A 22,233-nucleotide genomic window follows, 5' to 3' on the forward strand; every position below is an offset into this window, starting at 1 on the left:
GACCTGATTTATTACCCTAAATACTTCGCAACCATAGCAGCCGTTGCATATTTGTCCTTCCCACTTAACAACACTTCATTGGGATGTTTGGCCGTCGGTCCCCCTACAACGAAGAGCTGCTTTGTGTTCATCGCCTCAGCAGGAACAGACTGATCTGATGGTCTTATAAATAAAGCACAGTTACCGTTCTTCGCTGCAACATCGACACCGGCCCAATAATCATCTTTCGTGAATAATAAAACTGCAACGTTCAACACCTTGTCTTCCTCCTCCATTTGCATATATTGAGCTGCTACATCCGCCACCAGATTAGCCCATGTTTTCCCGTGACTTGCTAAATAATCGATTGGGTCAGTATGGTTTGTCTCATGCCACTTAGCGGAAACTTGAGCGTGGGACATCAGCGTTACCCCATCCACGACAGAAATCTTCCTATTATATAGCAACTTTGCCAGCAACCAAGTGTACATGGCGTAGGCCTTATTAAACTTGGTTGGATCAGCTGTTTGACATAACTCTACTTGGACATACCCCAGGTGATTGGCCGTATGCCCGGCCCCGTAGCAGATATAGTTGCTATCTGCAGCTTGTTCAATTTTCTGGTCGTCCACGAAGAAATGGACAAACGCATTTTGCCAAGTAGTAGATTCATAATTTCTTTCTCCATCATCTGAGTCACCATTGTTCGCCGTCGAATGAGCTATTACTCCAACATAATGTCCGTTATCGTAAGGCTCTTTTGGAAGGCCGGGGATAAAATTTTGTTCAATCGTATAGCTCATAACCCGCTCCTTAATGTTGTGTCACCAAATAAACAATTAGTCCCGTAACAATCGTCATGAGTCCTGAGATCGCCAGTGCCACGAACCACGACGGCCTTCCTCGGGCAGCCTGTAAAACTTGATCCAACTTAGCCTCAAGTCGGTCGAATTTTTTGCCGACATCGATCTCTAGGGAATTGAGCCTTACTTCTGCAGCTTCATTTTTGGTTTCTAAGACAGCGACGCGAGTTTTAAGTTCGGCAATCTCTTGTTCACTCACGGGTTAGATCCCCTTTCTTGGAACCGAGAATTGTAATGTCATCGGTTTTAATTGATTTCTTACAAATATCACCTTCCTCTGGGTCCAAGTATCATCTCCTCTAAAAATTAAATGACACCTCTGTTTAAAGGTGTCATTTAGCTTCGTTTATTGGGTCTTTAGCGAAGGTTATCTACATTAAAAATGCACTCGTCAGCACTCGGATTAAGCTAATATTGTATTTTTTGTGGCTATCAAAGGGTGCCGTAATTTTTCTCGAACTTATCAATCAAGGGATAAAATATGGCAGTAGTCATCATGCTCAGATAAGCCGTGACAAAACCAAAACTAAGCATGGGTAGTAAAAAACTTAGATTAAAAGTGATTAAGTGAGTAGTCAGGAAGACTCCCAGACCGCTCCAAAATCCTTGACAGAAAGGACAACTCAGGAGTTTTCTGAAGAAATACCCTTTTATTTTAAGGTAATTTCTTAAACCTTTAAACAGAACAAAATCAAATAGAAAGAATCGAATGCTTAATGTTAGTAGTATTTGAAAAAGCATTACGCTTCACCTTCATTATTTACGCATCGATCTAAAAGAATTTTGAACTGAGCTGTGGTTAGGGATACTTTCCCACCAAAATCATCCTTGATGATTACACTGTCAGTATCAAATTCTACGGTTGGACAACAGCCATTTTGACAAAGTGTCAGCTTTATTAAACCTTTCATCGTGTTCGACCCCTTTCTTCTTTTTGCAGTTCCCTATTTATTCTATAAACACTGAAGATAACTTGTTACAATTATCCATCAACTAATTGGAAATGGAGCTCCTTTGCCGTTACCTATCGGCGTATTGTCAAAGCATTGTTAAGATCATGCAATTCGGACGCGTCGATACAACATTTGCTCTATACTACGACATTTTCAGGATTGGCTGATATTCGCTAAACTCCCATTTATAAAAAGCCATTGTTGAGTGAGTAATTAATCAGACCTCTTAATTTTACTTAAGCGACAAAATCAAACCCCGTAATCGTCTTGTAATCGTCTGCAGTGATTTTGCCTTTGACCACGAATACTTTTAAGGTGTCGTTGTTGTAGTAACCGTCTTTATAATAATCTGTACAAATTGCTACCCAATCCATCTTACATCAAACCTCCTAGCACCAGGGCCAGAAGCATTTGGGCGTTTTGAGCCTGTAAATCTGCTAATTGTTGTTCGGGGGTTTTAGGGGTTTGAGCATAGCCATAAGATACTTCCTTCGTAGTTGGATCTACATACGTTGCAGAGATATAAAGCCCTTCGGGGGAGTCGGTTGAGGTAGTGAATCAACAAGAATACCCATTGAATTTAATTCATCTTGGGGCATTAGATTTCCGTTATCATCCTTCATCCCATGTTCCGGGTCTAAAGGTATATAGTGAATGAAATTGACCAACGATTTGTTCGGATCTATGACAGATAAGTTACCTAAGAATATCATCTTTAATTCCCCCCTAGCCATTTATTAGATATTGCGTATTACCGTAAAATACGGAACCACCTGCGTATGGGATACTAACGCATGAATAACTGCCACTTAGATTTGTGTTAATTGCATACGGAGTCATATTTGATGCCGTGTAAGTCCATAGAATGGAGCCACTTGAATTGATTCTCATATACCTATGACCTGTTTGGTATTCAACGATATAGATATTGTTCGAATTGTCGATGGCTATATTTCCTTTTAGTGTATAGGTATCATTTATAGCCACAGACCATACCATCCCGCCGCTATTGTTTAGTTTCATAAGCTGAACGCCATTTCTGGCATATACATACCCATCGGAACCCATAATCGCGCCGGAACAGTTTGACATTCCCGAAGCAGAAGCAGTCAGATTCCATTGTAAAGCATCGCTTGAGTTTACCACTCGGATTGCGATACTAGATGAAGTCGTATCTGCTGAGATAACAGTCATTTCGGTACTAAAATTTGTGTGAGCAAACCAAGAGTTAGAACCAATTGTTGTATCGGTCCAGACTATATTACCGCTTCCATCATGCTTTCTCGTGGGATGGGTACTTGTACCCCCATCATAAGTGTAAATATAGCCAGAATTGCATATGCTGATATTATAGGCTTGTTGAACCCCTACGGCGTTATTCCAGATCGTATTACCTGAACCGTCCATCTTATGAATATTGGAGTTGTTGTGGTTAGTGTAGATATAATCATACTGGTCTACGAACACACTAAAATAGGAGAAATCACTCTTTGACCACACAAGCGACCCTGCTAAGTTGTACTTATACAAAACAGCATTAATTACAATGTACATATTACCTTGCGAATCAACAGCGACTCCATTTCCGGTACTACTACTGTTCGGATTTGCTGAATATGCTATCTGTTCAACCGTGACGTTAGATACCATACTTCCGACAGGATAAGCCTTCTTAACAGTCCCGCCGGAATAATACCCTGCTGATATTGCCGTGTCTCCTGTAGTAGAAGGTGTGAACGTCGGTGCTCCCTGGTTTGGCATGGTTCCTGCTGTTCCGGCGATCGTCGTTCCTGTCAAAACATTCCCCGCCGGTACTGATACCGCCGGGACCGTTCCAGATCCGTTATGATACCCGGCTGGAATCGTCTGGTCAGACAGCCCTGGTGTTATTGTCACGGCTCCCCGGTTTGGCATAGTTCCGGCTGTTCCAGCAATCGTTGTGCCTGTCAGAACATTCGCCGCCGGAACGACGACAGCCGGGACCGTTCCGGTTCCATCATGATAGCCCAGCGGGATTGTTTGGGAGGCTGCCCCTGGCGTGATTGTCACGCCACCATTGTTGGGCATGGTTCCGGCTGTTCCAGCGATCGTTGTTCCGGTCAAGACATTAGTTGCCGGTACGACGACCGCTGTGACTTTTCCGGTCCCGTCATGGTAGCCTTGTGGAATAGGAACATTGGAAGGCCCCGGCGTGAGTGTCACGGAGCCTTCATTTGGCATGGTTCCAGTAATCTGCCCCGCATCGACTGTGACAACTTTTCCATTTAGGACGTCTGAGGCTTTGGCGTTCCCGCCAGTTCCCAGGCCGAGAAGCATACCTTGGACCTGGGCCTTTAAACCTTGAACAGCTCCAAATAATCTAATACCCACTCAAATCACCTACGATATTTGTTCGACAATGCCGCTGACGGTCATCGTTATGTCGGTTCCGGAGTCTTGATTTGCTCCAAAAGTTTGTACTCCGGTTGCTACGAGTTTTAAGTCAATAATGGTTGAGGTGTTTGCTGGGAGTGTGATAGAATTGGCAATTTGATTGTTTGCCGCCAACCCATTTTTATAAAGAGTTACAACTCGCTGCGAAGAGCCCGTATTAACTAAGCATACTTCTAATAGTTGCGTTCTATAGCTCGACCCTGCGTTGGTGAAATAATTTGTTGCCGTGGCGCTTAATGCTGACTGCGCCAACTCCGTCGGTATTCTATCGCCTACTGCCATTAACAAAGCCCTCCCATTGATATAACATGCTTGTAATTTAGAGCATCTGACTTAACCTGAGCTACCGAAGAATCTGTATAGGATTGCGCCGACGTTTGTGCTGCTGTTGCCTTCGCCTGTGCCCCTGATGGTGTTTCTGCTCCTATATCAGATGGACCTAAAGCATCGGCCCCTCCCGTAGCATGTCTGGATTTATGAGTACTTAATACCGCAAGTGTTATGTCTGGGGGATCATACCAGTTTGTCGTTCCAGAGATCGCCTTAATCCTGCCCATCAACCATCCAAACAGTTGAGTAATCGTTCCGGTGCTCGAAGGTGCGGCCAGCGTTGGGTCCCCGATTCGATTTCCAATAACCGTATCGATGGCAGCTCCTGCGCTCAGTTCTGAAGCAGAGATAGGAAACTTCGAGTCTGTGTAGCTCTGAGCTGCTGCCTGTGCTGCTGGGATCGCTGAGTCGATCTTGTCAAAGTTGTCATTGAGCATCGTTTGAATGTTGAAGGTCAGCGATCCGTCTGTTTCCGGATCAACTTCATATAGATCCAAATTCGGGGTTGTCTTAGCCATTTAAACACCTCCTGCAAATTCGTTAAGTGGGGTCGATTCAAGCTGGTCGATGGTCATGGTCTTGTCTATCTCGCTAATAAGAAGATATGAAAATAAATAAACCAGCTCCAAGTAGGCTGGCTTAATCTGATGAACTGCTGCTTTTAAATCATCAAGATTCGGTGGTATACCCAGAATGCTATTAAACTTGACTTTAATGGTTCCATCGAACATTACCTCAGTATTTCCATTCGTGAACGCATCACAAACCGTTTTTATCAAAGTTGAATTGAGCTTCCCGCCGCCCCGCCACTTGGACTTAATAACACTGGCCCTATACGCCAAAGGTTTTGTATAATCGGTCGGTATGCCAAGTTCCTTTTCATAAAAATCTAAAGCCCAAGTCGCCGTATCAACGTTAAATTGAGCCTGTAGATCGGCAAGATCAGCGTCCAGACCATCCAGTTCTTGCCCTTCTGCAACGAATAACTCTGTAAAGAGCTGAGTGCTCGATATAAAAAAAGGAAGAGAACTTTTCAAATTATCGCTAAGCAATAGTCACCACTCCAAGAACAGGCGTTTCTGTTAACGATGAGGTATAACTGAGAGCAACATTGGAAATTCCTCCGTTGACCGTTAAATCGCTATAGTCCAGGATCCCTTGACTGGATAAAATAGCCGATCCAATCTTGGCGTAACTTACTGAGGTTTCTACGAATGCGATCGAACGGAGATAGGATGTTAAATTCGCTTGGACACTGGCCAGTCGTTGTTCGTCGGTATAATCCGAATCCTTAACGGCTGTAAAATTAACCGTTATCGTACTTGCTGATGTGCCTTCCACGGTCGTAAAGGCTCCGAACGGAGCAGCTCCCAGCCCGAGTCCTTGGACCCCTGGGTCCATATAAGCCTGAGCCGCTGTCACTAAATCGCTGCTCGGGGGCAGCTTATTCACGTCAATCATCACCAGTTTTACAGTGTTGTTACCATTCCAAGTGGGATAGACTTTCACATCGCCGACACCCGTAAAATCTTTCATGAGATTAACAAACTGAGCAATATTTCCTCCGGTTGCCGGAGTTTGAATGTAATCGTAATACCTTTGCAAAAGGGCTGAATCACTTTCTGCATCAAAGCCGTCCTGAGTTGGGTTGGGATTTGTGACACTAACAAGACCTGCGATGGCAACCGGAAACTGGGTGATCTGGTTCGCTGGAACCATACCTGATGATCCGGCGATGAGAGCTTCAACACGGACACTCGCCGATCCGCTGATGGTTACTTGCTCAGTTGATTTGAACTGGACTCCTCCAGGGGTTTGAACAAGATCCCCAATAGTCATTGTTCCGTTGCCGGTTATGGTTACGTCTGTCGTAGCGTAGGTCGCTGGATTTCGGGTGATTCCCGTCCGTTGGTAGATTCTCATGGCCAACTCATCGCCACTTAAAGTTGTAATATCAAACTTCTGAGCGACCTGGTCGAGATTGGCCTCTTGCTGAGCAAGCTCAATGGCAACCGGTGAGGTCGCGTCATAAATAAAAGAGCCCTCAGATTTGTCGACATCAGAGGATACATTGGATAGCATTCGTTTTAAAATAACGTCACTGGTTTCGCTATACAACGACTGTCACCTCACCATAGATCGTTGAAGCCGTAAAACTCACGCTAGTTTTACTTCCTTCAACGCTCAATGTAATGTTAGAGATTCCGGTAATATAGGGATTGACTAAGAGTGATTCTTTTAAATACCTTTCGACTTCTGAGGACATGGCAGCCTTTGAAAGACTCTGATTAATCAGCGATTCCAGTTCGTTGCCAAAATTTAAGCTATAAGCCTTATACACTCCTTTGGGGGTCTGCAAAGCTTTCCAAGCCCAAATTTTTACGGCATCTCTTCCTGTCACAAACACACTCTTGCCATCAATAAGGAGAAACTGGTTGTTCGTAAAGTCCCAGGCATACTCCTTCGCCAAAGGTAACTCTGAGGAACCCGGTCCATTGGGTGTGATTAGAGCCTGTCCGAAGTTTTGAGGAAAAATGCTCATACACTAACAATCCTTGCCAAAATGACAAAGGTTGAGCTATCGACCTGAACCACCGCTAAAGTGTCACCCACCTTGAGTCCATCTGTGAACTCTAAAACCGCGTCGGGTATACTGAGACTAGAAATGGTGCCATCTGAAGTGGCACCACTGGCTGTTGTACTTGGAAGGTTGATTTCTCTTGAATAATAGTTTAAAAGGGAATCAGCAACTAATAAATTATCCCCGGCCAGTTGCAGTTCTCCAACCGTAATCGTAAGCGGAGAATCTGCAATAACCGTCGCTAATTGGACCGAGAAGGGGTTATATTTCGTTCCCTGGTCCTGCATCATTTTGAGTATTTCACTATAAGGGTTTTTAGACCTCATGGTACCCCCCTACTCTCCATCGACCTTTCCTTCCTTCATATCCATTAAATTCTCGCTCTTGAGATTAAGCTTCATGGTGTACTTATTGGTGCCGATCTCCCAAGTGTGGATGTCGGTATCGACGTACCAGGTGGCGTTTTGAAGAACGCTGACATAAAAAATATTGGTTTTAACGGCTGTGCCGGTGATGACGTTTACATTACCGAGTGCCGTGGCTTCGACCTCCTGCTCCATGCCTTTAAGTAGGATCGACGCTTCGACCAACGTGTTCTTAGACTTGTTGATGGTATACGTGTCCTGGAGAATTCCGTAGTGATTTTGCCAGTCCTTGTTCTCCACCACTTGCCCGGTAAATTCTTTTTTCGAATTATAAATTTTTACCTTATTGATCATTTGCTCAATGCTATCATCGTAGACAGCATTGATTAAATTGGCATTCGTATCGAGCGTAAAATTTATTAAGTTTTTGCCTTTTTTAATACAATTCAGTCTTGTTCCATCCATTAGGAGAAAATACTGCTTGCCTGTGGAGTAGGATGCGTAAGTGTACGCTTGCATGATAATATCGTATAGCGTTTTGTTCGATGCTAAGAGGCTTATACTCACATCAGTTGGCTCTAAATTTCCGACGCTCACGCCGACTTCCTGGCACACTTTAGCCGTTATAGCCTCTGCTGTGGTGTTCCTAAAGTTGTAGGTGGCCTTGGACTTGAGGAAATAAATCAAAAAATCGTAAGCCGTGAATTGTAATTCTTGGTTGGAATTGAGCGAACGCACAAAAACAATCCCTCGAAAAATTTCACCTTCCGTATCATCGACAAGCCATACCATCGTGCCGGGGGAGATTTGGGTGTTGGGCTGATTTCTGCCAAAGATTGCATAGGCTAGGGTAACGTCAATTTTTCGAGCCACTTGCGACTTATCGCCGGACCACTGCACGGTTTTGCAAAACATAGTAATGTCTGTCAATCCACCAAAATAATTACTGTAAACCTTAATCATGTTGGGATGACCTTGTATTCTTTCAGGGTCAGCGTGAAATAGACATCCCCCGTCCCATCCTGCTCACCATACTGAAAATCTTCAATTGAGCAATGTGTATTAATACTTGTGCCGGTTACAAGGTAGCGGATTGGCTTGCCACTCGCCATCCACTTCTCGATCAAATCGGTACATTCCTTAGGGGTGGGAAACGTATGGTACTGACAAAAACTATAATCATTCTTCGGAAAGAACGAACTTATGGGCGGGATTTCGGCAAGTTTCGGTTTACCGATAAAACTAATTTCCCCAAGGCTCTCGACGATAACCGAGGTATTATTCAGAGATTTCTTGATGGCATAACTTGGAGGTGGAACGGGAAGCTGAAGGGTTTCCTTATCCTGCATAAGCCAAAATTCCATTTATGTCACCCCCTAAGCCGTGTTAATGGCGACCGAGTGAAGTTTGAGCACCAGCGCCGTGGCAATTTTGTCAATATCGGCTTCTTCCCGGATAACAATGGTATCAGCTAGTTTGGCAATGGATATATTTTTCGCTCCGGAACTTACCGAGCTTCTATGATCCATAATTTGAGAGCCTTTAGGAAGGGTGAGTAATTCCGGCCCGTGCTCTCCCACCCACGTTTCACCGCCGTCAAAGTAGCTGGTTCCAAGCGCATTGTGGACGGCTGTCGTGCCAGAACCAGAAGTTGTTGTGTTTGCGGTAACATTGAGAGTTTTGTCCTGGGACTGAGTTCCATTCCATTTGGTCAGCCAATCCCAAGCTTTTTCCACCCAGGTGCAGATGTCTTGCCAATGCTGGACAACCTCATAAATAGCCACCCCCAAAACAGCGAGCGCTGTAATAACAACCGCGATTGGATTCGCCTCCATGGTAGCATTAAACAACCACTGAGCCGCCGTAATAATATTGGTTGCTTCGGCGGCACTAATGATTCCAAGTCTTTGAGCCACAAATAAAGTTGTCTGAAGACCGATAACAGCAACGGTTTTCCAGGCTTGAAGGGCAAATGAAATGAGGGAGACCATCAATTTCCCTGTAAACGCTGCTGCGGTTATTGCAGCTTGAATACCCGAGGTTACAAGGGAAGCAATCAGTCCGGCGGCGATCTGACCGCCTGCGATCAGTGCTTGAACCCCTAATGTCACGAGCGCCGGTCCAAAAACAACCCCAAGCGCGATGGCTACATTTCTTATGGCAGTTTCATTATTTTTTAGAACCGTCTTAAAGTCGTTAAAGGCCTTAGTGACCTGGCCCCAGTGTGTAACAAGTAACAATCCGGCGATTGCTAAAGCCCCAACAAGAGCGATTACCATACCACCTGGAGTTGCTAGATAGTTTAGGATGCCACCTGCGTTAGAGATCGAACGGGATAATTTTGTAAATGTTCTTACAGCATCACCGATTCCATAAACTAATTTACCAACCGTAAGGATGACCGGACCTGCTGCGGCTGCCATCAGCGCAAGCTTAAGAATCATTTCTTGCTGTTCAGGCGACATCTCCGCGATTCTTTTCGCGAACTGCGCGATGGTATCAGCTACATTTTTTATGCTCGGGAGAAGCTTATCCAAAGAATCTAAAAGACTGGTTGCTATTGGCTCAAAAGCTACCGCCAGTTGATTCTTCACCTTAGCCATTTTGTCAGCAAAGGTCATGGTGTCGGCGATGGCTTTGTCGATCGTTTCCGGACTGTTCTTAATCGTTTGCAGGAGATTGTCTAAATCTAAGTGTCCTTCCCGAATTGCTGCCGCCATATCCGGTCCAGCTTTAGCACCGAACATTGACAAGGCCATGGCGTTCGCCTTTCCTGCTGTGCCAGCGTCCTTAATCTTGGTAACCATTTCTTGAAGAGCCTTTGAGGGATCTGAAATTCCTTTCTTAGCCATCTTCCCGAGGGCAATCCGAAGGGACCCGACGACCAGCTCGGTGTTAACCCCCTCTTTTTCGAACTTCCCAAGCATGACGGCACTCGTTTGCCAATTAAAACCCATCTGTCTTAAGGGGCCGCCAAACTGAGTCATTAATTCCTGAAGTTTGGTTACGGATATACCGGTGCTTTGACTGACTTTGAAGGTATAATCCAACGCCTTTGAATAATCCGACTGCTTAAGACCGGCATCCTGAAACATCCGAGTCGTTGCTGGAATCAGCGTGTTTAAGTCTTCCTTGGTGATCTTAGAGAGGTTAAGCATTTGGACGGACAAGTCTTGCAGAGGTTTTCCGGACAGACCTGTTCTTGTATTTAAATCAGCAATGACCTTACTGGTATCGGCCATGCTATTGCTTACCTGGCTGTAAGTCGCTTTAAAATCACTCGTTAAGTTTTGGAGTGCTTTACCGGTAGCCCCCGTGCCAATTCGTATAGTGTTCTCGGCATTTTGAAAATCCTCACCCAACTTTAAAAGGGCTGCCCCAGCAGCCACTATAGGAACGGTCAGCGTTTTTGTAAAGGTCTTCCCAACACTTTGTAAGTCCTTACCAACAGACATCATGTTTCTCCCGGCATAGTTGGCCTGTCTTTGAAAGGCTGAGAGGTTGCCATTGACATTTCTGAGCGTCGCACTGAATTGGTCACGGAGCTGAATCACAGCATCAATGACTCGCGCCATGGTTTTTACCCCCTTCCCGCCTCATGCCTTATTAATTGCTGTTCTCACGGTTTCTTTCAGCGAGCTCATAAAAAAGAAACGCCCGGAGAATTTTCTTCTCGCCGGGTTTTTTATCATAAAACTCTTGAGGGCTCATGTTTTTATTCTTAAAAAGAAGATAGGCTGTTTGCACATTCCTATCTTCCTGAATCAGTTTTTTATGGTTTCTTCGTCCTCTGCATCCTTCTCATAGCCGGATAACTCATTGATTCCGTTATACAGATCATCGATCTCTCCGCTGAGTAAAAGGGTTTTGACCAACTCTTTAGGGGTTGGCGCTCCGAAATGGTCCATGACTTCTTTGCTTTTAAATACCTCGGGACAGCCCTCAATCACAATGAGCGTCTTCAAAGCATACATATTAATTTTCTTAACGTCCCCTTTTCGAATCTCCACCGCCCCTTCCTGGATCTCGGCGTACTTCTCCGGGTCCACGGCTTTACAGGGAAAGTCGAGGGGCTCTTTTAGCTTTTTCGATTGGATGGTTATTACCTTAGACGGGGTTTCTATCAGCCCAGCATCAATTTTTAAGAGTTGCTCAACTAAGTTCACCGATTTGCCCTCCAAATTTATATTTTAATGGCCCTATATAATGTAAGAAGAGATTTTTCAGATCAAGTCCAGCAGATCCCAATCCATAAAGGTAAACGGGATACTTTCTTCCCCATTCTTCTTGGCTTCCCAATCCACAAGGGTCAGTTCATCAAACATAACGCCTTTGAGTACAATTCGCTCAGCCCCCAAGGCCTGCGGATCATCAAGATTGGAGATGATGGTAAACTCCGGCGTTTTGCCCGCCTTTATATTATCGGAGTTGGCTTTAATCATCGCCGAACTCACTTTGTTCATTTTGAGCGTTCCTTTGAGTTCCATTCCTGTGACTTTTTGACCGGCCACTAAGGTTCCGCACATCTCCACGGCGGTTTTGGTCAGTGTCACTTTAGCTTGCAGAGCAGTGGTTTCAGCCATTAAATCCCCGTTCAGCCACATTTCTCCCCAGGTGCCATTTAAGACTTGATCGGCAGTATAGTTATTCATGGTTCCTCTCCTAATTTAAATAGAGATTTAGCGTTAAATCTTCCATCGCATCAAGCGGGCGATCGGTTCCTGTCAAGAAGATAAAGGAGCCTGTGTTGGCTTTCTTAATATCCAACTGACTCATGGTGCTGGTATCAATACCTTTGCCCTGTAAATACAAGGTTTGGGCCTCGACATCCAGGCTCACATTATTTTTGCCGGAATCGAGCAGCATATGGTTTTCCAACCCTTCCAAGTAGGCATTGATGGCTGTGATGAATAAACACTTATGATCGTAGTCGTTGGGGACTTTACCGACATAATTATCGTTAAACGTTTTTATAATGTCATTATGCTGAAGATCCATAATATCGACAATCTTGCACTTCTGCCAATCGGCGGTTTTCGTCGGTGTCAGCGTCACTATACTGTTGACGGCTCGGGCAATTTTTACTTTTTCGCCATCGTTCATGAGGACAAGCTGACCGCTGTTGATCAGGGTGTCAAATTGAGTTTTGCTGTTATGCGGAACGTCGAGCACTTCTGGGAGCACCTGGAATGTAGCACTCATGGTAATGGGGGTTCCGGCTAATATCCCAGCAATCCGGCTGCAATAATCGGTGGCATTAACGGTTCCTGAAGATAAAACAATTCCATCGGTTCCAAAGTTAATAATCCCTTCATGGTCAGCAGCCGTGTCGGGAAGTATCATCTTGGCCTTAATGTCTTTAGTATCTCGGAGGGCTTTTAACCATGTTGCAACGGTCAGCGCATCAGCAGAGTTTATCCCAGGAACAGCACCATAATCCCACTTCACGGTTTCCAAATAGTTCATGGCGGCGGTATAGTCCGTAGCATCGCTGGGTTCTACATAAACGATAAGACTTGTCGGCGTTTGCACACCCCCTTGAAAGGCCAGGTTAATCTGGTTGAGGTTGTAGGCTAAATAGTCCTGCGGGATGGCTGTTGGATCGGTATAAGTATTGGCTCCGTTATGAACGGAATCTTTTAAGACTAAGGCGACAATCCCTTGCGCTCCCCTGGTGACAGCGCTAACGGCAAGGGACTTAAAAATGACTTCGATATCGGGAAGTCCCATTTCCTTATTAACCTCCTAACTGAATGGTTAATGTCTCCATAGGATCGGCATCGGGCGTGGTATCTATAATTTCATCATAAAAGTTGAGATTGAATTTCACGGAATAGATATGGTCTGTTTCGTCAATGACTTCGGCCCGAAAATTTTGCACGAGAAGGTTTCTGCTCCCGATCACTAGGATGGGCGTGAGCAGTCCTTGAAGGATGTCATACATTTGGAGGTTTTCCAAGTCGGTTTTGTTGGCCGAAAAGTAAACCATCTCCACCATCAACGAATTTTCTCGAGTGTCTTTCTTAAAGATCTCACTCTTTAACGGAACGAGATTCACAAAAAAACAAGGCCGAGAGAATCCCTCTTTGACCTCGTTACCATAAATCTTGAGGCCAATGGGTGCCAATGTTTGGTTGATGGCCTGCTTTATTGCTACTAAAGTGGCCATTACACACTACCTAAGATACTGTCTAACCAAGTCCCTAACGTTTCCGATAAGGTTTGTTCCAGTTCGATCATAGACGTTTCAACCATGTGTATCCCTTGGGCAAAGCCATGTTCCTGCCCGTTTTTGCCGACAATCTGGTGGCCTTTTTCTACCAGATGAAAATGCGGACTTGTGTTGGTCATAGTGATAAAGGATCCGTCTCGATCGTATTGAACCTTGGAAAGTTTATACTGGTTCCTTAGATGTTTTTTATGCTTCCCTAAAGGGGTTTTCTCCTTAGAACTGGCCTTAAGGGTTGCTCCCAATTTAAGAAGTATTTCCTCTTCCTTGTAAGGATAACGTGCTCTTACTTCATTCAGACGTGCTTGTAGTTGTTCTAGGCCATGGAAGGTTATTTCAAAATCATTAGCCATTCTTAACCACCCTCTCAATTGCCATGATCTCTAAAGTTTCGTTGGTTTCCAAAGGATTAAGAATGTCCTGGATGAGAAAAATTCGTCCTTTGAATTGTAGTTGCATATCCGGCGTGACTCCGGAAATGTAACGGAGGATAAATTTATAGGTCAGCTCTGCTTGGAGCTTTTTGGCTTCGAGATAGTCTCTGCCGGAAACTGGAGAGACACTGGCCCAGACGCTTTTGAAGACTGACGGAATGAGAATGGTATCTCCTGCTTCATTAGTTCCTTCCACTGAGGTGAGGATCGTAATCTTATGCCGTAGTATGCCGGGATTCATGCTTCACCCACCTTTTATGCCACCACGATTCTGTCCTGCCATAACAACGCCGATACTGTAAACGCGATCTCCGCCGGTGCTTGCCTTAACTCCGTGAGAGGAGTTCGATTCTCGTACCAATGACTGACCAATAATTTCATGGCCTGCTTGACTTTTTCAGGCACACTCTCTGCCGTATCGCCGTAACCGCAGACAAACTCGATCACAACGGCATCCAGGGGAAACGGGATAAAGGGTGGCCAAGGCTGGGCGTAAGGTGGCGATATCCGACCTAAAACTCCGCGCGTGCTGACAACGTATTGGAGAATTTCTGTCAGGGGTGTTACAGCGCCCGCCGAATTTTTATAGGAAACAGAGTTGATGGTCTGTAGGTTCCCGCGCGGAATATTGATAACATAACTGGGCCAATAGTCGAAGCTCATTTGCCAAGTCTGCGTGATATAGGCGCGGTTTTGGAACCCTTCACAGTACTCCCGGGCGGCAGTCATTAAGGCGCTCAAGTAATTGTCTCCTGTCGTATCTGTATCATTATCGACTCGAAGATAATCTTTCACTTCCTGAAGACTCAAGGGTTCAACGGCTGGAGGTACTGTTAAGACTAAGTTCACAGCATCCATCCTTTCCGTATTGATTATTTAAATAGGAAGGCAACTGAATGCCTCCCTATCTTTTAAAGTGAATCAGTTCTATGAATTAGTTGGTGATATCCGTTGGCGGAGTTGAACCACCAAACCGCAGATCACTGAGGATATATTGAGCCGCCGTAATATTGGTTGGATCAGAAGCAGCGGTTTTTACGGTGATGCAATCAAAACCGTTCGTGACATCTAAGTGAGCTGGGTTAATCTGAAAAACGACTAATTTATGCTTAGCCGTGGTACTGGTCGTATAGTAGATAGCGTCGGCTTGTCTTACTAACAAATCCGATGATGTGCAGTCCTCATCGGCCCAAATGGGAATTAAATTCGTAAGGGGTTTACTATTCGAACCTTCCACATCAGTGGCTTGTTCTAGGGTGATGGCCACAGGCTCAGCTGTTGCTTGGTTAATCTGAACAAGGACATAGCAATCTTCAGCATCCCGCAGGGATACATACGTTCCGGTAATAGCTCCGCCAGCTTGTGGGGTTATTGCCTCAAGGGGTTTGTCTTTTTCGGGAATATTGCACATAGTTATTTCCTCCAGTTGTTATTAAGATCGCATGGCTAGAGCGACGAATGGGCTAAGTGTGTTAGAACCCTTAAAAGGTTGAAGGCTTGTGTTCCAAACTGGCTGTCCATCCACGCGATAAATAAAGCGGAAACAGTTCTCATCATACAAAAAGCGAACATGAATGGAGGAGGCCGCACTAAGTCCTCCTTTGTCGATGATCAGGTACTGCGACAAATCCGCCAGCACAATGTCACCCATAGTACCAAGCGTTTGACATTGTTCTAAAGGAATGACCGGACGACCATACAGGGTGCTGTAAGGTGAACCAGAAATACCTCCTGCTGGCATATAAACGGGAATTCCTCCTGTTCCAACGGATAGAGCCATCGTGTAGAGTTGAGGTTCGATGTCCTGATTAATAAACCACACGGCATTTTGTCGGGACTGGCCCCAACAACGGGACCACATTTTAACGATATTTTGAATGTTAACGGTACCAGCTGCTTGGCTGTTTTCTTTGGGTACAGCCACTAAAGCTTTGCTGTTCATAATCCCTAAAGGCATCCCAACCCCGGTTCCATTAATGATGGCATCATCCATTTTGAAGCCAAACTCTTCCGCGAAACCCTGGGAAATCACGGATTCCAAAGCAGTGGCATCCGTCAAAAGCTCATCCGTCGCATAGCAAAGTCCCGTCAGTTTATGAAGATTCAGTTCCATTTGCCGGAACTTTGGTTTGCTGCCCAGAAGCTGGTCTGACTCCCCTTCCCAGTATGCCTGAATGCCGCCCCAGCGTGAACCGTTGGCTCGGCTGCTCTCATCAATGGCGTTAATTTTTAATCCTGTGGCATTGGTACTTAACGGCACTTTATTACAACGACTCGCCAAGATGCCTGTGTCATACGCTCGTTTTAGGATCTCTTTGGAAAAGTCATCTTCGACTAAAAACCCGCCATCACTGCCTACATTTTCATTGAGACCAGCTGCTGCTTTGATAGATAACCGGTTGTCTATCGAACCGCCGGGACGAGCTGCTTCAATTACGGCACGAAGTTGTTCACCAAAGGAGGCGAACTTTTCTCTCTTAGCTTTGGGTTCAGGATAGAGGGGTTGGTTCACTGGGTTGATAATCTCTTTTTGACGGGCTTCCAGTTCTGCCGCCGCCTTGATGGTGTTTTCCAGGTTGGCAATCTCCGATTGCAAAGTATCAAACTGGACTTGCTGTTCGGCGTTGAAGCCTAGCCCTGCGGCCATTGCTGCGTCAATCAGTGTTTGCTGGGCATCAAGTTTCTGTTTAAGTAAGGCTTTAAAATCCATAGTCCAGTCTCCTTCGCGTTAAATTTAATTGTGCTTGGTAAAGTGAAACCCCGATGAGTCCGACATCCTCATCGTCCTCTCCGGGGTTCTCATCACCATCGGAAGTGGTATCTGAATCGTCACTATCCAAGCCCTGGTCATCGCTTTCCGTCTCGTCATCGCCACCATCGAGTTGAGAGAGGACTTCCGATAAACAATCCACGGCTTGGCGGATCAGAGCTTCGTTGGCCGACGATATAGTTCGACCTGCGTTACGTAACTCAGGCAAATTAATAGGCAGTGGTTCAGCTGCTTTGCTTTCCACTGCCTGGTTATTGGGTTGTTCTTTAGGTTCTTCTTCGGATGGTGGTTTCTTTGGATCTCGGGAAGCCTGGTTTTGATCTTTGTTGTTAACGAATTGAGGTGTATTGCGGAATCGGCCTAAATCCATGTTTTGACCATTAACCAAGAGCTGACCATTTGCTATGGATGCTGAAATTTGCTTACTATCTTCAATCACATCAGCAAAACCTAAGGCCACTGCTTCATCTGCTGTCAGCCAAGTTTCAGCATTGATCATTTCAATAATCTTCTCTGCCTCAAGTCCTGTTTTAGCTTGGTAGGTCGTTAAAATGCTCTCGTCAATTTTGTCCATGTCATCAGCCAGTCTACGGAGATCGTTGGCATTACCAATGGCCATGGTCCAGGCTTTATGAATCATGAGCATGGCGTTTTTAGGCATAAAAACAACATCGCCAGCCATCGCGATCACGGATGCGATGCTGGCGGCCAGTCCATCAATATAGACATTTTTCTGTGCCGGGTGGCGTTTAAGCATTGAATAGATCGCCTGACCGGCAAAAACATCTCCGCCGCCGCTGTTGATATAAATGTTGAGAGTGGATATCTCACCAAGATTCTTTAAATCCTGCGCAAAAGCTGTTGGGGTGACTTCATCTCCCCACCAAGTGGTACTGGAGATATCTCCATAAAGTAAGAGCTCCCCAACCGAGGGAGCATCCGTTTTGGCTTGGAATTTCCAAAATGGTTTCAATCATTATCACCTCCCCCGGAGAATCATATTGTAGGTTTCTTCCGCCAGAGCCTGGGCTGAAGCGGGATCCGTTGCGGCTGGATCTTTTCCTGCCTCTGAAAAATTAAGAGGCTGCATGTAAATATCTCCGTTGGGGATCGGTGGCATATTTTCTAGCTTGCGAATATCGTTGACGGAAAGCCAGCCCCATTGTCTTCCTTGGGCATAGGCCATGGCTCGGCTTTGCATATCGCCGCGAAGCAAGCTGTTAATATTGAACTCAATATAAAACCCCGCTTTACGTTCAAGTGGGGTTAATAGCTGCATATTGATATTTTCTTCCCAACGTTTGAACCATGGTAGCATCGTGTACATGACAAATTCCAAGCTTTGCTGTTCGATGTTGGAGAACGTGGCCCGGTCAAGGTTCTGGATCAAATGCAAAGGAACGCGGTAGATTCGGGCGATGTCTTCCAACTGAAATTTCTTGTTTTCAATCAGTTGAGCATCGGCGGGCTTGATCGCAAGTTGACTAAACTTTGCCCCACCCTCTAAGATGATTGGCTTTCCGGTATTCGCTAGCCCTTGATAACTCTTGGCGAAGTCCTTTTTCAAACGTTCATAAGCGGTATCCATCAGAGCACCCGGATACTCAATCACTCCTGAAGCGTTGGCCCCGTTTTTATAGAAATTGATCCCAAATCGTTCATACGATAATCCTAAACGAATGGCTGAAGAAACGTATTCTATCGGGGACAACCCAACAACACCGTCCATACTCAGTCCGGCGACGTGAAACACCTGATCTCTCGGTAAATCCAGTTGTTTCGTTCCATCTCGGATCTTATAAACAAGCCAACTCGTGGTTGGGTCCCGAGTGATGGTCACTTTTGACCAATCGTATGGGTATAACCCAACGAGATCCCCGTATTTGTTGACGAGTTTTTGACTGACCGTGTTACCACCAAGGTTTAAGGAAACCATACAGGTTTCTTTATAATTAAACGGGGACATTTCCTCATTCGGCTGATTATGCAGAATATCATAGACGGCAAGATCGGTTCTAGTTTCACGGTCTCCGTTTTCTTTCTTGCGATAAAGCATCACGGGAGTACCTGCTAAAGCTTCTGCTAAGACCCGTACACAGGCAAAAACCGCCGTGTATTTCATGGCGGTTCGAGAATCCACTTGGCTAGGTGAGTTTAGATCGGAGACGTCGTCCCCGGCTAAGAATCGTTGGATATAGTCATCGAAGCCTTGACCGAAGAAAAACTTGGCGCGTTGAAAAAACTTCATAAGATCACCTCCTACCCTTTTGGCTTTATGAAGTTCTACAATCAGGAAGCTCTTTAATTCTGTCTAAAGGATTTGTGAACAATGTTTGAAGATAACATATTAATGGGTTCCAAATGCTATAATGTTAAAAATAACCATTCAAGAAGGGATATGCTTAAGATGCTTACAAGATCAGACAAAAACTATTTACTTAATATGGCACTCGTCATTGTGACAATAGTTTGCGTTTTCACGGGTATCTATTTTGACAATGGGCTGAGATTCGCGCATGAAATTTCAGGGTATCTAATGGCCATCCTTATTTTGGTTCATTTGGTTGTTCATGCCCAATGGATTAAAACGGCTACTCGCAGCATTCTTTCCAACAAAAAGAAACTGCTCGCGTTACTGCTTACCATTGTTATTTCCGTTGGGATTTGCTCCTTATTGCTCCAAAACCAACAGACAGACCGTCAAGAAAGAAATCGTCGAGGTAACTTTCAACACACACAGAGTTTCAGCCAACCTTAAATAATCGATACGTATTATAGGATTAATAGCCCTCGTTTATCATAGACATTTCCTCCATCGTCCCGATGCCTTAACGCTCGGTCGAGCGCCATAATTAACGCTACAGCACCGTCAATTCGCTCGGTGCTCTTTTCTTTGTCCGGCTTGATATTACCCGCTGGGTCGGTTTTAACGTAGATGTTATCCATCATCCAGCGAAGCACCGGATGACCGGAGTGTGCAATTTTGTCTTCCAAGGTCAGCTTCATGAGTTCTTTACTGGAGGGAGACATATCTTTATAGCCCTGGCCAAAAGGAACCACGGTAAATCCAAGGCCCTCCAAATTTTGAGTCATCTGTACAGCCCCCCAACGGTCGAAGGCTATTTCTTTAATGTTGTAACTCTCGCCGAGTTCCTCAATGAAAGTTTCAATAAAACCGTAATGAACGACGTTACCTTCGGTCGTTTTAAGGAAACCTTGCTTCTGCCAGACATCATAAGGTACGTGGTCTCGCCTTACTCTCAGATCAAGATTATCTTCAGGTATCCAAAAGAAGGGCACGACCTGGTATTTATCAGCTTCATATTCTGGCGGGAAAACCAATACAAACGCTGTAATGTCCGTGGTGCTGGAGAGGTCTAGCCCTGCGTAGCACTCCCGGCCTTTTAAACTCTCCAGGTTAACCGGGAAGGCGCACTGATCCCATTGGTCCATGGGCATCCAACGGATGGATTGTTTGACCCACTGATTTAGCCGAAGTTGCCTAAATAGGTTTTCTTCTGCCGGATTCTGCTTGGCATTTTCGCAAGCAATTTGTAGTTTCTCGATATCGACAGTAATACCCAGCGAAGGATTGGCTTTGGCCCACACTTTGGGATTCGTCCAGTCATCATCATCCTCCGCACCATAAATTACGGGGTAAAAGGAGGGATCGACTTTACGACCTTTTATAATATCCTCAGCCTTTTGGTGAACCTCCCAGCAGATACTATGACGATCTGTTCCAGCTGTGGTAATCAGAAAATACAGCGGCTGTTTTCTGGCATCTCCGGAGCCGTGCGTCATCACATCATAAAGGTCCCGGTTGGGCTGGATATGCAACTCATCAAAAACAACGCCATGGACATTCAAGCCATGTTTTGTATAGGACTCCGCAGATAGCACCTGATAAAAACTATTGAGGGGTTTATAGACCAAACGTTTCTGAGACAGCACGGGCTTAATCCGGCTCTTCAAGGCTGGGCATTGTTCAACCATTTCAACGGCAACATCAAAAACAATAGAGGCTTGTTGCCGGTCTGCGGCACAGCCGTATATCTCACCACCATGCTCAAAATCACCACACGTCAGAAGTAAGGCGGCGCCTGCCGCCAGTTCGCTTTTGCCCATCTTTTTAGGGATTTCAATGTAAGCCGTGTTATATTGACGGTAACCATTGGGTTTCATGGTCCCGAAAATGTCCCGGATTATCGTCTCCTGCCAGGGAATCAGATTGAAAGGCCGTCCATACCATTCGCCTTTGGTATGCTTTAACAGATTAATAAATTGAACGGCATGATTGGCTTTGGCCTTATCCAAATACGGCTTAGTTCTCTTACCAATGGTGGCAGCCTCCTCTCGTATAAAATGGCACAACAAAAAAGGAACCTCTCGCGAAGTTCCTCTGGAATAGTTTATCGATTCTTGACGATCTTAAGCCAATCTTGGCTTCCGACTTAAGGCTTAATGCTCATTTTAAAATTGACACACTGCCGATTTTCAGCGGTTTTCATGTTTCCAAGGCGTTGTGTGTGCTTTACTTTGCATACTAAAATCTCCCCGTTCTTTTAGACTCACGTAGTCTCCATCATGGCCAATCACCACATGATCGAACACTTCTATCCCCATAATGTTACCGGCTTCAATCAACCACCGAGTTATCTCTAAATCTTCCTTACTTGGAGTCGGATCACCCGACGGGTGATTATGAATGAGAACGATGGCATGACTATTGGCTAAGATCGCAGCTTTGAATACTTCACGCGGATGAACCGGTAAGGAGTTCAGCGTACCTACCGCAACGGTATTGAGAGCATTGACGTTATTTTTGGTATCTAAGCACATCACTACAAAATGTTCCCGGTCAGCTCCCGTTAAAAAATCTCCGGCTATTATGGCGACATCTCCCGGACAAGTGATCCGTTTAGAACGATAGACAATACTTTTTTCTTTCACCAATTGAATCGTTACCACATTAACTTTTTCTAACACCTTAATCTTTCGCATGCTCTTTCCCCTTTCGTTTCGCTGTGAGTAGCACATCGAAACACGTCAAAAGGGGTATGACTTACCAGCAAAGAGACCGGGGTACTTGTTATTTTCTGCTTTCACTTGCTCAAGCTCAGCGTCAAAGGCTTCTTGGTAACGGGGATGAGCTTTCTCCAGCTCCAAACAATCCATGCACAAAACATCATCATTCATACGAGACATTGAGCGAATGACTAATCTTCCACCACATCGTGAACATCTCTCTTGAGTGAGAAACTTATTCGTTTCGGCCCTATTTTTCATCGTCTCA

30 protein-coding genes are annotated in these 22,233 nt (G+C 45.1%); 1 reads left to right on the forward strand and 29 read right to left on the reverse strand.

The annotated features are described in order from the left end of the window. Nucleotides 1–11: 11 nt before the first annotated feature. The 26 genes from VZF35_RS06405 to VZF35_RS06530 all read right to left on the reverse strand — a co-directional run bounded on the left by VZF35_RS06405 (nt 12) and on the right by VZF35_RS06530 (nt 19,185). On the reverse strand, nt 12–782 hold the full coding sequence (locus tag VZF35_RS06405; RefSeq protein WP_407312014.1) for an N-acetylmuramoyl-L-alanine amidase family protein: 771 nt from the start codon (nt 780–782) through the stop codon (nt 12–14). Nucleotides 783–792: 10 nt separating this feature from the next. Continuing rightward, the gene (locus tag VZF35_RS06410) at nt 793–1,041 is read right to left on the reverse strand and encodes a hypothetical protein (RefSeq protein WP_407312016.1); all 249 of its coding nucleotides are present in this window, start codon (nt 1,039–1,041) and stop codon (nt 793–795) included. A 541-nt stretch (nt 1,042–1,582) separates the two neighbouring features. Then, entirely contained in the window at nt 1,583–1,753 is a 171-nt protein-coding gene (locus VZF35_RS06415) for a hypothetical protein (protein WP_407312018.1), read from the reverse strand. A 278-nt stretch (nt 1,754–2,031) separates the two neighbouring features. Further along, the gene (locus tag VZF35_RS06420) at nt 2,032–2,169 is read right to left on the reverse strand and encodes an XkdX family protein (RefSeq protein ID WP_407312020.1); all 138 of its coding nucleotides are present in this window, start codon (nt 2,167–2,169) and stop codon (nt 2,032–2,034) included. Nucleotides 2,170–2,298: 129 nt separating this feature from the next. Continuing rightward, nucleotides 2,299–2,508 carry a hypothetical protein gene (locus VZF35_RS06425; RefSeq protein ID WP_407312022.1) on the reverse strand — a complete coding sequence of 70 codons (210 nt, stop codon included), beginning with the start codon at nt 2,506–2,508 and terminating at the stop codon, nt 2,299–2,301. Between the two features lie 13 nt (nt 2,509–2,521). Next, nucleotides 2,522–4,165: a hypothetical protein gene (locus VZF35_RS06430; protein WP_407312024.1), complete on the reverse strand. Its 1,644-nt coding sequence runs from the start codon at nt 4,163–4,165 to the stop codon at nt 2,522–2,524. 9 nt (nt 4,166–4,174) lie between these two features. Beyond that, on the reverse strand, nt 4,175–4,510 hold the full coding sequence (locus tag VZF35_RS06435) for a hypothetical protein (RefSeq protein ID WP_407312026.1): 336 nt from the start codon (nt 4,508–4,510) through the stop codon (nt 4,175–4,177). Next, nucleotides 4,510–5,076, reverse strand: a complete 567-nt coding sequence (locus VZF35_RS06440; RefSeq protein WP_407312028.1) for a hypothetical protein — start codon at nt 5,074–5,076, stop codon at nt 4,510–4,512. The genes VZF35_RS06435 and VZF35_RS06440 overlap by 1 nt, the downstream gene beginning before the upstream one ends. Then, nucleotides 5,077–5,610 carry a putative phage tail protein gene (locus VZF35_RS06445; RefSeq protein ID WP_407312030.1) on the reverse strand — a complete coding sequence of 178 codons (534 nt, stop codon included), beginning with the start codon at nt 5,608–5,610 and terminating at the stop codon, nt 5,077–5,079. Continuing rightward, nucleotides 5,603–6,676, reverse strand: a complete 1,074-nt coding sequence (locus VZF35_RS06450) for a baseplate J/gp47 family protein (RefSeq protein ID WP_407312032.1) — start codon at nt 6,674–6,676, stop codon at nt 5,603–5,605. The genes VZF35_RS06445 and VZF35_RS06450 overlap by 8 nt, the downstream gene beginning before the upstream one ends. Further along, on the reverse strand, nt 6,669–7,100 hold the full coding sequence (locus tag VZF35_RS06455; RefSeq protein WP_407312034.1) for a DUF2634 domain-containing protein: 432 nt from the start codon (nt 7,098–7,100) through the stop codon (nt 6,669–6,671). The genes VZF35_RS06450 and VZF35_RS06455 overlap by 8 nt, the downstream gene beginning before the upstream one ends. Then, nucleotides 7,097–7,465, reverse strand: a complete 369-nt coding sequence (locus tag VZF35_RS06460; RefSeq protein WP_407312036.1) for a DUF2577 domain-containing protein — start codon at nt 7,463–7,465, stop codon at nt 7,097–7,099. The genes VZF35_RS06455 and VZF35_RS06460 overlap by 4 nt, the downstream gene beginning before the upstream one ends. A 9-nt stretch (nt 7,466–7,474) precedes the next feature. After that, nucleotides 7,475–8,467: a terminase gene (locus tag VZF35_RS06465; protein WP_407312038.1), complete on the reverse strand. Its 993-nt coding sequence runs from the start codon at nt 8,465–8,467 to the stop codon at nt 7,475–7,477. Then, nucleotides 8,464–8,868 (reverse strand): phage baseplate protein, encoded by a 405-nt coding sequence (locus VZF35_RS06470; protein ID WP_407312040.1) that lies wholly within the window; start codon nt 8,866–8,868, stop codon nt 8,464–8,466. The genes VZF35_RS06465 and VZF35_RS06470 overlap by 4 nt, the downstream gene beginning before the upstream one ends. 12 nt (nt 8,869–8,880) lie before the next feature. Then, nucleotides 8,881–11,079, reverse strand: a complete 2,199-nt coding sequence (locus tag VZF35_RS06475; RefSeq protein WP_407312042.1) for a phage tail tape measure protein — start codon at nt 11,077–11,079, stop codon at nt 8,881–8,883. A gap of 189 nt (nt 11,080–11,268) precedes the next feature. Then, nucleotides 11,269–11,670, reverse strand: a complete 402-nt coding sequence (locus VZF35_RS06480; protein ID WP_407312044.1) for a phage tail assembly chaperone — start codon at nt 11,668–11,670, stop codon at nt 11,269–11,271. Nucleotides 11,671–11,727: 57 nt separating this feature from the next. Then, the gene (locus VZF35_RS06485; protein WP_407312046.1) at nt 11,728–12,156 is read right to left on the reverse strand and encodes a phage tail tube protein; all 429 of its coding nucleotides are present in this window, start codon (nt 12,154–12,156) and stop codon (nt 11,728–11,730) included. A gap of 10 nt (nt 12,157–12,166) precedes the next feature. Continuing rightward, nucleotides 12,167–13,234, reverse strand: coding sequence for a phage tail sheath subtilisin-like domain-containing protein (locus tag VZF35_RS06490; RefSeq protein ID WP_407312048.1), 1,068 nt, complete (start codon nt 13,232–13,234; stop codon nt 12,167–12,169). A gap of 7 nt (nt 13,235–13,241) precedes the next feature. Beyond that, nucleotides 13,242–13,673: a DUF6838 family protein gene (locus VZF35_RS06495; protein WP_407312050.1), complete on the reverse strand. Its 432-nt coding sequence runs from the start codon at nt 13,671–13,673 to the stop codon at nt 13,242–13,244. Next, complete coding sequence (locus VZF35_RS06500; protein ID WP_407312052.1) at nt 13,673–14,086, reverse strand: HK97 gp10 family phage protein; 414 nt, start codon at nt 14,084–14,086, stop codon at nt 13,673–13,675. Before VZF35_RS06500 ends, VZF35_RS06495 begins: the two co-directional genes overlap by 1 nt. Then, entirely contained in the window at nt 14,079–14,408 is a 330-nt protein-coding gene (locus VZF35_RS06505) for a phage head closure protein (protein ID WP_407312054.1), read from the reverse strand. The genes VZF35_RS06500 and VZF35_RS06505 overlap by 8 nt, the downstream gene beginning before the upstream one ends. Nucleotides 14,409–14,422: 14 nt before the next feature. Next, a complete protein-coding gene (locus VZF35_RS06510; RefSeq protein ID WP_407312056.1) occupies nt 14,423–15,016 on the reverse strand; it encodes a head-tail connector protein in 594 nt (197 codons plus the stop codon). Nucleotides 15,017–15,101: 85 nt separating this feature from the next. Beyond that, nucleotides 15,102–15,578: a hypothetical protein gene (locus VZF35_RS06515; protein WP_407312057.1), complete on the reverse strand. Its 477-nt coding sequence runs from the start codon at nt 15,576–15,578 to the stop codon at nt 15,102–15,104. Nucleotides 15,579–15,599: 21 nt separating this feature from the next. Next, the gene (locus VZF35_RS06520) at nt 15,600–16,877 is read right to left on the reverse strand and encodes a phage major capsid protein (protein ID WP_407312059.1); all 1,278 of its coding nucleotides are present in this window, start codon (nt 16,875–16,877) and stop codon (nt 15,600–15,602) included. Next, the gene (locus VZF35_RS06525; protein WP_407312061.1) at nt 16,867–17,910 is read right to left on the reverse strand and encodes a head maturation protease, ClpP-related; all 1,044 of its coding nucleotides are present in this window, start codon (nt 17,908–17,910) and stop codon (nt 16,867–16,869) included. Before VZF35_RS06525 ends, VZF35_RS06520 begins: the two co-directional genes overlap by 11 nt. Nucleotides 17,911–17,916: 6 nt before the next feature. Continuing rightward, nucleotides 17,917–19,185, reverse strand: a complete 1,269-nt coding sequence (locus tag VZF35_RS06530) for a phage portal protein (protein WP_407312063.1) — start codon at nt 19,183–19,185, stop codon at nt 17,917–17,919. Between the two features lie 159 nt (nt 19,186–19,344). Here VZF35_RS06530 and VZF35_RS06535 point away from each other — a divergent pair, with 159 nt between their 5' ends. Beyond that, entirely contained in the window at nt 19,345–19,695 is a 351-nt protein-coding gene (locus VZF35_RS06535; protein WP_407312065.1) for a hypothetical protein, read from the forward strand. Between the two features lie 14 nt (nt 19,696–19,709). On the opposite strand, the gene VZF35_RS06540 is transcribed toward VZF35_RS06535, so the two are convergent. The 3 genes from VZF35_RS06540 to VZF35_RS06550 form a co-directional block, all read right to left on the reverse strand. Then, nucleotides 19,710–21,254 (reverse strand): terminase large subunit, encoded by a 1,545-nt coding sequence (locus VZF35_RS06540; protein ID WP_407312067.1) that lies wholly within the window; start codon nt 21,252–21,254, stop codon nt 19,710–19,712. Nucleotides 21,255–21,434: 180 nt separating this feature from the next. Continuing rightward, nucleotides 21,435–21,941, reverse strand: coding sequence for a RadC family protein (locus VZF35_RS06545; protein WP_407312069.1), 507 nt, complete (start codon nt 21,939–21,941; stop codon nt 21,435–21,437). A gap of 45 nt (nt 21,942–21,986) precedes the next feature. Beyond that, nucleotides 21,987–22,226: a hypothetical protein gene (locus VZF35_RS06550; RefSeq protein WP_407312071.1), complete on the reverse strand. Its 240-nt coding sequence runs from the start codon at nt 22,224–22,226 to the stop codon at nt 21,987–21,989. Between the last annotated feature and the right edge of the window lie 7 nt (nt 22,227–22,233).

This window comes from Desulfosporosinus paludis (genome assembly GCF_045689965.1).
Taxonomy (GTDB): domain Bacteria; phylum Bacillota; class Desulfitobacteriia; order Desulfitobacteriales; family Desulfitobacteriaceae; genus Desulfosporosinus; species Desulfosporosinus paludis.